16 protein-coding genes are annotated in these 15,809 nt (G+C 49.6%); all 16 read right to left on the minus strand.

Annotated features, from left to right (window positions below; genetic code table 11):
* Nucleotides 1-11: 11 nt before the first annotated feature.
* From ACO064_RS13450 to ACO064_RS13525, 16 genes are read right to left on the minus strand one after another with little or no spacing between them, the layout of a single operon-like run.
* A complete protein-coding gene (locus ACO064_RS13450) occupies nt 12-293 on the minus strand; it encodes a DUF983 domain-containing protein (protein ID WP_262510990.1) in 282 nt (93 codons plus the stop codon).
* 52 nt (nt 294-345) lie between these two features.
* Entirely contained in the window at nt 346-630 is a 285-nt protein-coding gene (locus ACO064_RS13455; RefSeq protein ID WP_421827822.1) for a hypothetical protein, read from the minus strand.
* An 11-nt stretch (nt 631-641) separates the two neighbouring features.
* Complete coding sequence (locus tag ACO064_RS13460) at nt 642-1,184, minus strand: DUF420 domain-containing protein (protein ID WP_421827823.1); 543 nt, start codon at nt 1,182-1,184, stop codon at nt 642-644.
* A gap of 13 nt (nt 1,185-1,197) precedes the next feature.
* Nucleotides 1,198-1,887, minus strand: a complete 690-nt coding sequence (locus ACO064_RS13465) for an SCO family protein (protein WP_421827824.1) — start codon at nt 1,885-1,887, stop codon at nt 1,198-1,200.
* 1 nt (nt 1,888) lies between these two features.
* Nucleotides 1,889-2,218, minus strand: coding sequence for a cytochrome C oxidase subunit IV family protein (locus ACO064_RS13470; protein WP_421827825.1), 330 nt, complete (start codon nt 2,216-2,218; stop codon nt 1,889-1,891).
* An 18-nt stretch (nt 2,219-2,236) separates the two neighbouring features.
* Nucleotides 2,237-3,013 carry a cytochrome c oxidase subunit 3 gene (locus ACO064_RS13475; RefSeq protein WP_421827826.1) on the minus strand — a complete coding sequence of 259 codons (777 nt, stop codon included), beginning with the start codon at nt 3,011-3,013 and terminating at the stop codon, nt 2,237-2,239.
* Nucleotides 3,014-3,030: 17 nt separating this feature from the next.
* Nucleotides 3,031-3,621, minus strand: coding sequence for a cytochrome c oxidase subunit 3 (locus tag ACO064_RS13480; protein ID WP_421827827.1), 591 nt, complete (start codon nt 3,619-3,621; stop codon nt 3,031-3,033).
* A gap of 6 nt (nt 3,622-3,627) precedes the next feature.
* Nucleotides 3,628-4,515, minus strand: coding sequence for a heme o synthase (gene cyoE, locus ACO064_RS13485; protein WP_421827828.1), 888 nt, complete (start codon nt 4,513-4,515; stop codon nt 3,628-3,630).
* A 1-nt stretch (nt 4,516) separates the two neighbouring features.
* Nucleotides 4,517-5,539, minus strand: a complete 1,023-nt coding sequence (locus ACO064_RS13490) for a COX15/CtaA family protein (protein WP_421827829.1) — start codon at nt 5,537-5,539, stop codon at nt 4,517-4,519.
* Nucleotides 5,514-7,397 carry a cytochrome c oxidase subunit I gene (locus ACO064_RS13495; protein WP_138993059.1) on the minus strand — a complete coding sequence of 628 codons (1,884 nt, stop codon included), beginning with the start codon at nt 7,395-7,397 and terminating at the stop codon, nt 5,514-5,516. The genes ACO064_RS13490 and ACO064_RS13495 overlap by 26 nt, the downstream gene beginning before the upstream one ends.
* Nucleotides 7,398-7,432: 35 nt before the next feature.
* Entirely contained in the window at nt 7,433-8,557 is a 1,125-nt protein-coding gene (gene coxB, locus ACO064_RS13500; protein WP_421827830.1) for a cytochrome c oxidase subunit II, read from the minus strand.
* 42 nt (nt 8,558-8,599) lie between these two features.
* Nucleotides 8,600-9,931 (minus strand): quinol:cytochrome C oxidoreductase, encoded by a 1,332-nt coding sequence (locus ACO064_RS13505; protein ID WP_138993057.1) that lies wholly within the window; start codon nt 9,929-9,931, stop codon nt 8,600-8,602.
* A gap of 36 nt (nt 9,932-9,967) precedes the next feature.
* On the minus strand, nt 9,968-10,576 hold the full coding sequence (locus ACO064_RS13510; protein ID WP_114406435.1) for a c-type cytochrome: 609 nt from the start codon (nt 10,574-10,576) through the stop codon (nt 9,968-9,970).
* A gap of 15 nt (nt 10,577-10,591) precedes the next feature.
* A complete protein-coding gene (locus tag ACO064_RS13515; RefSeq protein WP_138993056.1) occupies nt 10,592-11,125 on the minus strand; it encodes a DUF3341 domain-containing protein in 534 nt (177 codons plus the stop codon).
* 46 nt (nt 11,126-11,171) lie between these two features.
* Nucleotides 11,172-12,599: an NrfD/PsrC family molybdoenzyme membrane anchor subunit gene (gene nrfD, locus ACO064_RS13520; protein WP_421827831.1), complete on the minus strand. Its 1,428-nt coding sequence runs from the start codon at nt 12,597-12,599 to the stop codon at nt 11,172-11,174.
* A 59-nt stretch (nt 12,600-12,658) separates the two neighbouring features.
* A complete protein-coding gene (locus tag ACO064_RS13525; RefSeq protein ID WP_421827832.1) occupies nt 12,659-15,763 on the minus strand; it encodes a TAT-variant-translocated molybdopterin oxidoreductase in 3,105 nt (1,034 codons plus the stop codon).
* Nucleotides 15,764-15,809 lie beyond the last annotated feature (46 nt).

Genomic DNA, 15,809 nt, shown 5'->3' on the forward strand with positions numbered 1-15,809 from the left:
CTTGAGGAAGTTCAAAATTCCGACGTTTTGCCGGGTTCGTAATAGATCCCCGATACAAAGTGAAGCCAGACGATTCGGGAAATGCGAAAATTGATGGGGGTAATCAGAACCAGTGCCGGACAAATGATCAGCACGTAGGTCCAGCCGCCCGGGTCGTTGAGTCCGTAGAAAATCAAAAAGCCAAGTACGAGGGCAACACCGGCCGATAAAACGTAACTGACAAACATGGCCCCCCAGAAATAACCGGGTTCAATTTCGTACCGCAAACCGCAGTGCGGACAATGCTCATACATTTCATCAAACCGCCGTACGTTGTAAACCGGGTATTTGAAAACTTTTCCCTGTCTACATCTGGGACATAACCCCCCGGACACGGCTTGCAATTGCGAGACGTTTGCCATGTTCTTTTTTGCTGGTTCTTATCCAAAGAAAGATGATGATCGCTACCAGCAGATATGGCGTTACCAACAAATAAAGAATACCGGTATTCAAGCCCACTGCAACCTGGTTACGACCGTTGCTCATCGTGCTTTCCACTGTTCCCCGACACATCGCACATTGGGCAAAGGTGTTGGTGAGGGTCAGCACATACAGTACGCCAAGTGCCAAGAAGCTTTTCCAGGTTTTCATAGCCCAATGAATTAATGATTGTAATAGGGAGCAATCAGTAAATAAACGACAACGCCGGTGATGCTGACATACAACCAGATGGGAAACGCCCACTTCACAACGGCCTTGTGTTTGGCAATCTGCCCGCTCAACGCAAAATAAACCGCCCGAAGCACAAACCACACCACGACAATGGACAAACTGATGTGGCTGATCAGCAGAAAGTAATAAACCGGCCGAATCCAGCCTTCTCCACCAAACGGCGTCGATTCATTCGATAAATGATACAATACATAACTCAGCAGAAAAAGAAATCCGAGCGTAAAAGCCGTTAGCATGGTCGCCCGGTGCGCTGCAATGTTTTTTTGTTTGATGAAGTAAAAGCCCGCCAGCAACAAAACCGCCGTGGCTGAATTGATGACGGCATTGATATGTGGCAGGTAAGTAGTCCAGTTGCCCAGATCCACTTTTTGGCGAATTCCTAACAGAACTGCCACCACTACCGGAATTACAATCGCCAGAATGTTGATCAGACGGCTGTATTTTTTGCTTTGTTCAATTTGCAAGGTTACCATACGATGCAGAAGCCTATTGATTGGAGTAAATGTCTTGTAGAACTCTGATTTCCAGAACCAACCGATCTACATCCGCTTTATCAGTTCCGTTATAGAAGCCCCGGATGTGGCCTTCGTGGTCTATTAATACCAACCCCTCGTAGAGTGTAAAAGTTTCGTTTTTCCGCCCCGTCATGGGACGTTGTTTAATCCGGTAATATTGTTCGCCCAGGAAGGTCGTTTCCAGCGTATCGGGCCTGGCAATGAGCCATTTTTCAGGCTCTACATCATTCGACATCATGACCTGCCTGGCTACCGAATCGGCATCGACAAATGACACAAGCCTGACGCCCGGTTTCCGGGAAAAGATGTCCTGCACCCGATTGAGCTGACTGGCCACTTTCGCACAGGTGCTGTCACACGTTAGACCAAAAAACGAAGCAACATAAAGTTTGCCTTTGAGAGCGGTCGTAGAGAACGGTTTTTGATCGGGCAAAGTCCCGACAATCGGGGGTAAGGTATAGAAAACCGTATCCTCTGCTCCTTTCCCCCAACCGGATTTGTCGGCGGGCCGGGTTTCGATTTTACCGGTTTTGGCATTGATTACCGGAAAAAAGGTCTGGAGAGCAAATTGATTGTGTCCGAAAACCTTCAGGAAAATAAAAACAAAAGCCGGAACCACCAACAAGAAGAGGAGGATTCCGGCCTTTATAAGACGCGCCATTTTATCGTGCCACGAAGATGAAGCCACCCTCCATCAGCAGGGCAAGCAACAACCAAACCACGAAGATACAAGGCAAAATAATCGCCCAGATCAGGGATTTGACTTCGTGTTTTAAGTGCATAAATTCACCGACAATGTAGAAAGCCTTCACGATGGTCATCAGAACGAAAATCGACGTTTTCAGAAAACCGGCGTGTAACGTAAAAGCGATCAAAAATTCGAAAGCCGTTAGAACCGACAGGATAATAAAGGTTTTCCAGATGGCCTTGGTTTGCGGTTCAGCAATAACACCGGGTTCCGTATCGTGGTGATGTGAGCTATGATCTGCCATGATTGTATCTCAGAAAGTTTATACCAGGTAAAAGAAGGTAAAGACAAATACCCAAACCAGGTCGACAAAGTGCCAGTATAGGCCTACTTTCTCAACCATTTCGTAGTGTCCACGACGCTGATACAAGCCGAATGCCGTCCGGTAGAAGATCAAAATATTCAACACGACGCCACTCAACACGTGTGTTCCGTGGAAACCGGTGATGAAAAAGAACAGATCCGCAAAAGCCGGCGGGCCATATTGGTTCTCGGTGAGGTTAGCCCCGAAAATGGTGCGTTCGACCCATTGCCCGTTTACGATTTCCCGAATGACAGACCCTTCATCGGTACCATGAATAAAGTGAGCCCACTCCCATGCTTGGCTACCCAGAAAAGTCAAGCCGCCCAGAATGGTCCACAGCATGTATTTTTCCACCGCAGCCTTGTCCATCCGGTGCCCTGCTTCCACAGCCAATACCATTGTAACCGATGAGAAAATAAGAATGAAAGTCATGATACCGACAAAAACCAGCGGCAACTCAATGCCGTGGAGAAACGGTACGGCTTCGTAAACCTTCTCAGGAATGGGCCAGTAGAGATTCGAGAAATGAAACTCTCCGTGAATGGCCGGATCGTAGGCCTGGAAACTGAAGCGGATTAACCCGTAGGTTACCAGCAATGCAGAAAAAGTGAAGGTATCGGAAATGAGGAAGAACCACATCATGAGCTTACCGTAGCTCACTTTCATCGGTTCTACACCGCCCATCCAGGTTTTCTTGTCGAACACCGGTGCTTCGGTTGTTGCAGTAGCAGCCATGCTTTACGGAAATTGAATCAATTAAAATACAATAAAAAACCAAACAGATAGACCCACAAGATATCTAAAAAATGCCAGTAGGTCATGCAAACTTCAAGCTGGGTCAGGTTTTTAGCGTGAATCTTCAACTGAAAAGAAGCACGCAGCGCATAGAGAAGCACGATCAAACCGCTAACCAGGTGAAACGCGTGAAGTCCGGTGAAAACGTACATGAATGAGCCGGATGGATTTCCGACAAAATACACGTTTTGAGCCACCAGATCTTTCCAGCCTACGAACTGCATCACTAAAAATGCCAGCCCGAACGCAAAAGTAATAGAAATTGCTGTTCTCAGGGTCCCGAAATCATCTTTTTTTGCGGCCCGGTACGCCCAATGCATGGAAACACTGCTGATCAGCAACACCACTGTGCTGTACATGAAAATAGCCGGCATTTTGAACTCCAGCCAGTTTCCTTCTGCCCGACGAACCAGATAGGCACTCGTCATAGCCGCAAACAACATTACAATACTGACCACGAACATCCAGACGATAAACTTTTTAGGGTTCATCGATAAGGTTTCTTCGGGTTCTTCCGCCACTGGCAAAACTTTAACTAGTTCGCTCATAGTTTGTTACAATTTGTCTAACAAGAAGGCAATTTGAACAATTGGCAAATACAGAAATGATCCGAACATAATCTGTAAAGCCGCCTTGTCCGTCCGTTTTCTCATTAAGTAAAACGTCTGAGTCAGAAATAGAATTCCGCAAATCATCGCAACAATCGCCGAGTTGATCCCCGTCATGCCCAGTTCATAAGGCAGCCAGCCAACCGGCAACAGAAACAGGGTGTAAATCATGATTTGCAAAGCCGTTTTCTCGTCCTTGCCACCCGTAGAAGGCAATAGTTTGAAACCGGCTTTTTTGTAGTCGTTATCGGCAACCCAGGCAATGGCCCAGAAATGTGGAAACTGCCAGAAAAACTGAATGGCAAACAAAATGCCGGGTTCCAGACCGTAATGATTCGTGGCAGCAACCCAGCCAATCATGGGTGGAAATGCGCCCGGCAGAGCACCCACAAAAACCGCAATGGGACCGACCCGCTTCAGAGGGGTATAGACAAACCCGTACAGCAGCAAGGAAAGCACCGCCAGCGCACACGCCCGCAGGTTAAAAACGACAATGAACAGATAGCTGGCAACGACGAAGAGGACAAATGCGAAAATAGCAGCTTCCTGAACCGATAACCGACCGGTTGGCAAAGGCCGACCCGCCGTTCGTTTCATCAGTTTATCGTATTCTTTCTCAATAATCTGGTTGATGATGTTTGCAGAACCGGTCATTGCCAGCGAAGCGACGAATAGCAGCCCAAGTTTTAGCCAGTCCATCCTGGTAACCGCGAGGCTGTAGCCAAACATGCCGGATAAAGCGACAAAGGCCGACAACCGAAATTTCAGCAAATCGAAGTACGCTTTTCCTTTTAATGCAAACGCACTGATACCAATGGTTTTGGTTTGTTGCATTCTATAGTTTTGAATAAATAGGCTGTTGAACAGCCCGATTTTTTAATAGTTGGTCGGCGTTCAGCACCAGAAGTGCGACAAACTGCAGACCCAGTATCACAATGGCCAACGTGAGGTGAATAGGCTGAGCCGCTGCCGGAACAGCGAAATAGGCCAACACGATACCCGTCAGAATCTCAACGACAACCATGACCATCAAAGCCGTAATCAGTTGAGAAAGCAGTCCTTTGGCCGCTGTGTGTTGGCGCAACTGGTAAATAACCGCCAGGTGAAACACCAGGATGACCAACGAGAAAGACCGGTGAATGTAAAAACGAAAATCCAGGTTATCAATCCACCGATACCGCTCACTATACCCTAACCGCTGAATAACCTCGTCAATCGATTCGCGCACCTGGGTTCCGATCAACACCTGAACGACGGAAAGAATCATTGCCCAGAGCAAAATCTGATTGACCAACCGTTTGTTTCGGTTTATTGGTTCAACGTTGACCCGTCCAGTATAGGATATGGCCATGACATAGAGCAAGGCAAACACCACCAGAATGGCCAGCAACATGTGCAGGGTCACCAAATAGGGTGCTAATTCTGTTGCGACGACGCGGGACCCCAGCCAGCCGTTCAAGCCAATCAGCACGAACGAGATTAGGCTCCAGTAAAAAACACGTTTATCGTTCTTCAGGTAAGGAATCGACACCAGGAGCAGGGCAAAAACCAGCAAACCGGAAAAGGCACCCAGCAAGCGGTTGACGTATTCGATCCAGGTTTTAACCGGATTAAACTCGACTTCCCCTTTCAGTTTGGCTCCGTAGATTTCCTGGTAGTTGGCAGGAAGTTGGGAGACTTCCGTGGGAGGAACCCATCGTCCGAAACACCGGGGCCAATCTGGACAACCCATTCCGGAGCCGGTACTTCTGACAATCCCCCCCGCCAGAATGAGCAGGTAAATGGTGATAACGGTCAGAAGGGCCAGGCGCCGGAACAGGTGCTCACGTTGATTAGTGAGGCTGCTTGAACTGGTCATTGTAGTTCTGTGCCTCAATCTCTTTCTCCAGGGCGATCAGCGCATTTTCATGCGGCAAATTCGATTCCGGCGTTTGGGAGTAGGGAACATTCTGCGGAATGAAATCGCTGGTTGCACCCGGTTTGCTGTAGTCATAAGGCCAGCGGTAAACCGGTGGGATTTCGCCCGGCCAGTTGCCATGCCCCGGATGCAGCGGAGTCGTCCATTCCAGGGTGTTCGAATTCCATGGATTGAGTGCGGCTTTCTTCCCTTTGAAGATGCTATAGAAGAAGTTCCAGAGGAAAATGAACTGCGCCGTAAAGGTGAAAATGGCCGCGATACTCACAAACATATTCAGATCTCCGAACGTACGGAAGGCTTCATAGGTAGTGAATGAATAATACCGACGCGGGAAACCGGCAATACCGATATAGTGTAACGGGAAGAACACCAAATAGATGCCGACAAAAGTAAGCCAGAAGTGGATATGGCCCAAAGTCGGGTTCATCATCCGGCCGAAGAATTTCGGGAACCAGTGGTACACCCCTGCCAGGAATCCGAAGGCCGAAGCAGCTCCCATTACCAGGTGAAAGTGAGCGACTACGAAATAGGTATCGTGTAATTGAATGTCCAGCGCACTGTTCCCAAGAATAATACCGGTCAAACCGCCCGAGATGAAGAAAGATACCAGACCAATTGAGAACAACATGGCCGGGGTAAAGACGATGTTACCACGCCACAGCGTCGTGATATAGTTGAACGCCTTTACTGCCGATGGAACCGCAATGATCAGCGTCAGGAACATGAAGATCGATCCCAGGAATGGATTCATCCCGGTTACGAACATGTGGTGAGCCCATACGATAAACGCCAGGAAGGCAATCCCGATCATGGACGCAATCATAGCCCGGTAGCCGAAGATCGGTTTACGAGCATTGGTAGCGATAATTTCGGAGGTGATTCCCAATGCCGGGAGCAATACGATGTATACTTCGGGGTGACCCAGGAACCAGAACAAGTGCTGGAACAGAATCGGGCTACCACCAATGTTTGGCAGCGCTTCTCCGCCAATGTAAATTTCAGACAGGTAGAAGCTCGTTCCCATGCTCCGGTCGAAAATCAGCAGCAGTGCTGCTGACAACAATACCGGGAATGAAATCAAACCCAGAATCGCCGTTAATAAGAATGCCCAGATGGTCAACGGCATTTTGCTGAACGACATCCCGCGGGTCCGCAGGTTAATTACCGTGGTGATGTAGTTGATTCCACCCAATAGTTGCGAGACGATAAAAATCGCCATACTCATCAACCAGAGCGTCATACCCAAACCGGAACCGGACATGGCCTGTGGTAAGGCACTCAGAGGGGGATAGATTACCCAACCACCGGATGCCGGTCCTGTTTCGATGAACAATGACGAGAACATCAAAACGCTGGACAGGAAGAAAAACCAGTAGGAAAGCATGTTCAGGAAGCCGGACGCCATATCGCGGGCACCTACCTGCAACGGAATCAGGAAGTTACTGAAGGTACCACTCAACCCGGCGGTCAACACGAAGAACACCATGATGGTGCCGTGCATGGTTACCAGAGCCAGATAAAATTCTTTATCAAGCTTACCGGATTCATCGATCCAGCCACCCAGAATAGGCCGAAGCCACTCCAGTGTCATGTTCGGAAATCCCAATTGCAACCGGAACAGAACGGAAAGCGATGCGCCAATGATCGCCCAGAAAATGCCCGAAAACATGTATTGTTTTGCAATCGTTTTGTGGTCTTCCGAGAACACATATTTCCTCAGGAAACTTAGCTCTTCGTGGTGGTCATGTTCTTCAACATGAACCGCCGATGATGCTGCGTTCGTTTCAACGGTTGCCATAGTATATGGTTTTATAGAATCTTTAGGTTAATTGGTTATCGCAACGATGCACTGGTTGTTGCCCCCACGCCCTCTTCAACGGGTGCTGCGGTGCTGTCGGCAGGTGCTGCAGCATCGGCCGGTGCGTATTTGGCGGCTTTCGCTTTCAGTTTCTCCGGAACACGAGCCAGATATTCCGGGTTTTTTGTCAACCACGGTTTCTGTTCAGCCATCCATTTGTTATAGGAATCTTCGTCCTCAACGATCAAGGTGGTTCTCATCGAGAAGTGTCCCTGACCGCAAACTTCCGTACAGGCAATTTCGTATTTGAAATTCTGATTACCTGTTTCGTTCCGCATCTGCTCGGTGGTTTTATCCGCAACAAACCAGAACCGCGTTGGCATTCCCGGTACGGCATCCATTTTCACCCGCATGTGTGGGATAAAAACACTGTGTAATACGTCTTTGGCGCGAATTTTCAACAAAACCGGACGATTCACCGGAATGTGCATTTCGTTGGATACCGTTACATCGTCGAATGAGGATTCGTCTTCCAGGTCGATTCCCAGGCTGTTGGCTGCATCGATGAGTTTGTAATTGTAGTTACCCAACTTGTCGTTGTCGACACCCGGATACCGCATTTCCCAGTTAAACTGCTTGCCAACAATTTCGATAGCCAGCGCGTTTTCCGGAGCTTCCTTGGTAATGTCCCGCCAGGCGCGCCAGCCGGTAAATACCAGCAAAGCCATCACAACAGCCGGAATAACCGTCCAGATCAACTCCAGTTTGTGGTTTTCCGGATAATAGGTAGCCTTGTGATTCTTCCGGTACTGGTATTTAAAGGCAAAGTAAAACAACAGTGCATTGGTCACCACGAAAGCAATCGTGATCACCGACATCGTTAACCAAAACAGGTTATCCGTATGCCGACCATGTGGAGAGGACGCTTCGGGCAGAAAAAATTGGGAAGCATGAATAAACGACCAGGCGGCTGCGCCTGCCCCCGCGACGAAAAAGACAAGAAATAGAAGCCCGTTAACCCGGTTGCTTACACTTGCACCTTCGCTTTCCTGGGTTGGGGTACCACCATTGACGCCTTTTAAAACAGAGGTCAATCGCGTCAGTACCAGAATAGCCAGTACAAGAAATACTAACGACAACAGTCCTACAAGGTAAACCATAGCAATCTGTGAATGAATTTGAATACGAAAAGGTACCGATTCTTAAATATCGTGGTGCAAAGATTCTTCCAGCATCGGGTGATTTTTGGGAATCAGGTTTGCCTTCGCCAATTGTGCAGATACCGACCATATAAAGGCACAGGCAAAAATCAGGATCATTCCGAATTCGATTGGCCCAAATCCGCCGTGCTCTCCCACCGTTCCGGGCATAATATTCGTGTAGAAGTCAAAGTAGTGACCCACAAGAATTCCCCAGCAAGCAACTTTCAAAATGATAGGCGTCCGCTTGGCATCCCGTGTCATTAATACCAGGAATGGAAAGACAAAACAAAGGAAGATATTGATGAAAAACGGGGCCTTGTATATACCGCCATACCCACTAAACCGTTCCCGGTAATAAATGGTTTCCTCCGGTAAGTTGGCGTAATAAATCAGCATAAATTGGGCAAACCAGACATAGGCCCAGAAGATACTGAACGCAAACATGAACTTACCCAGATCGTGTAAATGACTCTCATTAACAGCTTTGAGGTAACCTTTTTCGCGCAGGCTGACAACCACCAGTGTGATAATGGCCAGACCCGTTACGTGCCAGCTTGCGAGGGTATACCAACCGAACATCGTACTGAACCAGTGTGTATCGATGGACATGATCAAATCCCAGGCAGAGGTTGATGACGTAACCGCAAAAACAACCAGGAAAGCGGTCGAATACTTAATGCTTTTTTCGTAATACTCCGTTCCGCCTTCCAGATCTTCGTCCAGAGAGAATTTACGGACAATCCGCCACAAAGCATACCAGGCCACAAAGTAAAAGATCATACGGCCTACGAAAAACGGCGTATTGAGGAAGCCTTTCTTCCCGGCAATGATCGGATCGTACTCCGGCCCGCCTACTTCATACAGTCCTTCGTGCGTCCAGTGGAACAAATCGTGGCCGGCGACAAAGAAGGTAATCAGCATGATGACACCCGTAATCGGCAGGAAGGCCGGTAAGGCTTCCGGAATGCGTTTGAAAACCGCCGACCAGCCCGCTTGCGCCAGGTAGTTGTAGGCGATAAAAAACATACCGATGACGGCTGCTCCGGTGAAATAAACACTGTTTACCCAGACGTTGGCCCACAAACGGGTCGTCCACTTGTATTCATGATGTCCGCCAGCCGCAGCATGGGCTGCTTCACCATGTGCAGCGTGTCCGGCAGCACCGTGAGCCGCTTCGACGTGTTCGTGTCCGCCACCCCCTTTTGCCGCCAGATAGGCACCAATGCCAACCAGTACAACCCCAGCAATGATCCCGATGGTTAACCGGCGTTTGCTTTCGGCTGTAAATTCAAATTGTTCGTCAAGAGACGGGATTGAATGTGTATGAGCCATTCCTTTGTAAACTATAATGAGTCTTCTATGTACAACTTAACCCCCATTTTGTAATTTCTGGACATAATGCACGATTTTCCAGCGGTCTTCGGGCGTTATCTGAGAACCGTGTGGCCACATCCGGTTTCTACCGTGGGTAATCACGTGAAAGATGTGCCCTTCTTTCATGCCTGACATGGAGGCATAATTCGGAACTCCTTTGTATTGGGCAGCCACCAGGCCATCGCCTTTGCCGGCTTCACCGTGGCAATGCTGGCAGAAACGGGTATAGTATTCTTTTCCTTCGGCCAGCGTCTTCTCGTTCAGCGGAATGGGGTTAACCAGCGTCCGTTCGGCAATTTCGATGCTATCGGCAGGAATGTTATAAATCATCAGGTCGCTCGTCGTACTGTCACCATCCCCAAACGCCGTATTGTAATTACGCCGGGATACGGTTCCTTTTACGGGCAGCCATAAAGCCGTACCAGTTTTACTATAAGGAGTTTTGAACCCATCTACTTGCTTGTATGGCTCATAACCGACCGGTTCGTACATGTTGGGGGCAAATTGGCTGCCCGGATTGTCGTGACCCCGCTTGCAGGCGGTTATCGTTAGCATGGCGGCTGCCATCACCAGAAGAGAGCGGTTTAGTCGCGTAAACTTCATGTGTCGTCAGTCGGATTAAAATTGTTTTACATTTACTTCTGCCGCGCCCGATGCCCGCAAAACCGAGGCAATCTCTACTTCCGATTGCTTGTTTTTGCTTAGATCGATTGCCATCACAAACTTGTTATCCGTACTGCGCAGATCAAACATCAGTGGTTTCACTGTGGGACCTAAACCGTTGGATACCAGAAACGTGCCCACCATGCCAAGCGCCGTAAACAGAACGGTCAACTCAAACATCACCGGTATATAAGCCGGATAGGCGTAGTTATCTTTACCACCGATAATCATGGGCCAGTCGTAGCCCATTGTATAGTACGTCAACGACACCATCGTCAGAAAGCCGGTCAGACCAAACAGGAAGGCAGCAATCCCGATGCGGGTACGGGGGTGACCTAATGCGACATCAAGCCCGTGAATAGGAAAAGGAGTATAGACTTCGTGAATCCGGACACCCGCGCTTTTGACTTCGGTAACGGCTTTCAGAACGACTTCATCGTCGTCGTAAACGCCTACCAGAAATTTTGCGCTATCGTTATGATGAGACATTGCTATAATAAAATTTGAACCAGTTCTTCAGTTAATGTACTCCCAGTTACTCGATGTTTTTATTGTAGGTCGGGCTTGTCACGCTTTCGCCTTTGGCAACGCCCGATACCGACTTCGGCAGCTTTTCAGATGCCGACCGGATGATGGCCTTCACTTCGAACATGTTGATTACCGGCAGGAATTTGGCAAACAGCAGGAATAGGGTGAAGAACAATCCGAAGGAGAAAATATAGTCACCAATGTCGAACATGGTGGGTGAGAACATCGCCCAGCTTGATGGCAGGTAATCGCGGTGCAGTGACGTTACGATAATTACAAACCGTTCGAACCACATCCCGATGTTTACGATGACGGATAATACGAACGTCCACGTCACGCTCCGGCGGATTTTCCGTGACCAGAACAACTGCGGAGAAATTACGTTACAGGTCATCATGGCCCAGTAAGCCCACCAGTACGGTCCTAACATCCGGTTCAGGAACGCATACCGTTCGTATTCAACCCCTGAATACCAGGCAATGAAGAACTCCGTAATGTAGGCAACCCCTACGATCGAACCGGTCAGCGTGATGATTTTATTCATCGACTCGATGTGCTCGAAGGTAATGTAATCTTCCAGTTTGAAAACGACCCGTGTGATCAGCATTAAGTTCTGCACCATGGCAAAACCGGAGAAGATGGCACCCGCAACGAAGTAAGGAGGGAAGATGGTCGTGTGCCAGCCCGGGATCACCGAGGTAGCAAAGTCCATACTTACAATGGTGTGAACCGAGAGTACGAGTGGCGTTGAGATACCGGCCAAAATCAAGCTGATGTATTCGTAGCGAGCCCAGGTTTTAGCTCCGCCGTTCCAGCCCAATGAAAACGCACCGTAAATATAACGGGATACCTTGCTCGTTGCCCGGTCGCGGATGGTCGCCAAATCCGGCACCAGACCCATGTACCAGAAAACCAGCGATACGGTGAAATACGTACTGATGGCGAAAACGTCCCACACCAGCGGTGAGTTGAAGTTTACCCACAACGAACCAAAAGCGTTCGGCAGCGGCAACGCCCAGTAGGCCAGCCAGGGGCGGCCCATGTGCATCAGAATAAAGCTGGCCGCACAAAGAACGGCGAAAATGGTCATGGCTTCAGCCGCCCGGTTGATCGACGTCCGGTATTTCATCCGGAACAACAACAGAATGGCGGAGATCAGCGTACCGGCGTGACCGATCCCGACCCACCACACAAAGTTGGTAATGTCCCAGGCCCAGCCTACGGTTTTGTTCAAGCCCCAGACGCCCAGACCTTCCCACCAGGTCCAGAATACGCAACAGGTGCCGTAAATCAATACGACAAACGAAATGACAAAAGCGATGGTCCACTCGCGGGTCGGTTTTCCTTCAACCTGCTTGCAGATGTCTTCCGTCACGTCGGCATATGTCTTGCCCCCGGTTACCAGTGGGGTTCTCACGGGTGATGTAACGTGCATGGTAGTTAATTTTGAATGCTACTAGTTAACAAACTGGAAATACACAATCAGGGGTGGCGTTATTCAGCGTGCCCGGCTGCGGCTGCAACGGGTTTGGCTTCTTCATCCTTGTTCCGGATTTTGGTCAGGTACGAAATCTGCGGTCTCACATTGATTTCTTCCAGAACCTGAAAAGCCCGGGCTTCATTCTCCTCTTTCAACAGTTTCGAAATCGTGCTTTCCGGATCATTCATATCGCCAAAGATTATGCCACCGGTTGGGCAGGCTTGCGCACAGGCCACCTGAATTTCATCCGGTTTGGGTCTTCTGCGCTCTTTTTTAGCCGTCAGTTTCCCCTCCTGAATGCGTTGCACGCAGAATGAACACTTCTCAATAACGCCCCGCGAACGAACGGTCACATCCGGATTGATGACCATCTTTCCGAGATCGTTGTTGTAGTGGTAGTCGAAATTGTCGTTGTCGAAATATTTGAACCAGTTAAACCGGCGCACTTTATAGGGGCAGTTGTTGGCGCAATACCGGGTTCCCACGCAACGGTTGTAGGTCATCTGGTTTAGCCCTTCCGCGCTGTGCGTCGTTGCCAATACCGGACATACGGTTTCGCAGGGGGCATTAGAGCAATGCTGACACAGCATGGGCTGGAAGACGACTTCCGGATTGTTGGAAGCAATTTCCAGACCTTTCCGGTCTTCGGCTTCGGCATCGCTGCTGTAATACCGGTCGATCCGAATCCAGTGCATTTCACGGCGGTTGATGACTTCCTGCCGCCCAACAACCGGGATGTTATTTTCGGCCTGGCAACCCACCACGCACGCGGCACAACCGGTGCAGGAGTTGAGGTCGATAATCATGCCCCAGGAATGGTTCGTTTTTTCGTAGCCTTTCCAGAGCGAAATGTCTGTGGGAGAAACAGGCCCCTCGGACGTGACCACTTTCGGAAAATACCGACCGGCTTTCGGATCTTTTTTGTAAGCCGCTAAGATCGTTTCCTGAATAACCGCCCGGCGACCCATTACGGTATCGTGGGTTTGGGTCTGCGCAATCGTACGGCTTCCGCTGGCTTTGGTAATTTTTACGTCCATCGCGGAAAACAGCAACGAATTTGCCGAAACGGATGCCAGCGGGTAAACATTCTTACCAACGCCATCAGCCGATTTACCGGCTTTCTCGCGTCCGTATCCAATAGCGATCGAAACCGTACCATCAGCCTGTCCGGGCTGAACCAGAACGGGCAACTCAACGGCGGGTTTGCCCGTTACTTCAACCGAAACCAGGTCGAACTGCTGAACGCCCAGTTCGGTAGCGGTTTTCTGCGACAGACACGCGTAATTGTCCCAACAGGCTTTTGAAACCGGATCGGGCAATTCCTGTAACCAGGGATTGTTGGCCATGGCACCGGTTCCAATGCTCACTTTCTCGTAAAGTGACAATTCGAATCCTGTTGCGTTTGGCTTGTATTTTTGGGCAACCCCAGCGGCTGCGGCTACAACCGTTTCGGGTTTGAAAGCACCGGCAGCACCCGCTGCCGCGGCATTCACTTCCAGAACACCATTGTGCAGCGACTGAATCCAGAACTGGTCGAATGGCAAGCCGCTACCGGCTTGCGGATAAATGGATGTCCGCCAGTAGCTTTTGATAAAGTTTTCGTAATTCGGACTCAAACCGGCCCAGGTCAGCAACGAAACCTGCGGCTGACGGGTTTTAAAGATCGTATTGATCGTTGGCTGGGTCAGGCTATAGAAACCGGCTTTGGGTGACGCATCATCCCACGATTCGAGATAATGTGACGCCGGGCAGGTGTATTTACACAGGGAAGCGGTTTCGTCGGAACGATCGGCAAAGGAAACCGACAAGCCAATTTTTGGCAGGGCTTCTTTCAACTCTGCACCGCGTGGGTGATCGTAAACCGGGTTGGCTGCGTAGAAAATAGCGCCCTGAATCCGTCCCGCCTTGGCATCGGTGATGAAGGCATTCATGGCCGCATCGTTACCCTGGCGGTAATTGACTGGTCGACTCAGATCGATGGTAACCCCGTAGCTGCCTAACAGGTTGTTCAACGCATTGACCAGCACCTGAACATTAGGATCGTTTGAACCGGAAACAACCAGCGCAGCACCCCGGGCAGATGCCAGATCGGCAGCGGCTTTATCCAGATAAGGAACATCCACGGCGGCCGTACTAACCGGCGTACCACCCAATTTAGCCGCTACTTTATTGTAAAGCGCAGCGACCACCAGGCCTTCCTGCGAAGGTTTGATGGGACTCCGGTAATCGGCGTTTGAACCCGTCATCGACAAACCGGTTTCAAACTGGTAATGCCGTGACATTTCCTTTTTGTTACCAGCGTTTGCGCCGACTTTACGGGTTGAAATATATTGATCGGTGTATTCTAACGGAGCGATCCAGCTACCCAGAAAGTCGGCACCAACGCTGACGATTGTTTTGGCTTTGCTGAAATCGTAGGAAGGAATCACCGCCTGACCAAACGATGTCTGGTTGGCCTGAACCAATCCGGAGACGGAATTAGCATCATACTGAATGTGCGTAGCCGTTGGGTATTTGGCAATGAAAGCCGCAATCACCGATTTGGTCGACGGACTCAGCAGGGTTGACGAAACGATGCGGATGGCTCCACCCCGTTGCAACTGACCCAGAATTTCCTTGTCGATCGTTGCCCAGTCGCTATCGGTGTCTCCGCGTTTCGGGCCTTTCAGCTTGTCGTTGTCATACAGCGACAAAACAGAAGCCTGAACCCGCGCCGACGTTCCCCCTTTGGTGATGGTCGATGACGTATTCCCTTCAATTTTGATAGGCCGACCTTCGCGGGTCTTTACCAAAACCGGAATATAGTCGCCCCCTTCACTGTAGGTCGATGCGTAATAATCGGCAATGCCCGGAAAGGTGCTTTCCGGTTTATTAATATAAGGTATAGCACGGTGAACCGGCGTATCGCAGGCCGCCAGTGTCACAGCGGCCATGCCGAATCCCAATACTTTTAAGAAATCCCGACGGTCACTACCAATACCGTCGACAATACTTCCTGATTCGGTAGATGATTTATCACTATTGGCTTCTGGAAACTCCTTATACGCGTTTTTTACAAAAGATTCGTCGTTTCGTAGCTCTTCCAGTCCCCTCCAATACCGTTTATTTGTACTTTCCATACAGTCCTATTGATTCAGTTCAACTGTTTAATGGGATTCGGTGTGA

This window comes from Larkinella sp. (assembly GCF_965227735.1).
Classification (GTDB): domain Bacteria; phylum Bacteroidota; class Bacteroidia; order Cytophagales; family Spirosomataceae; genus Larkinella.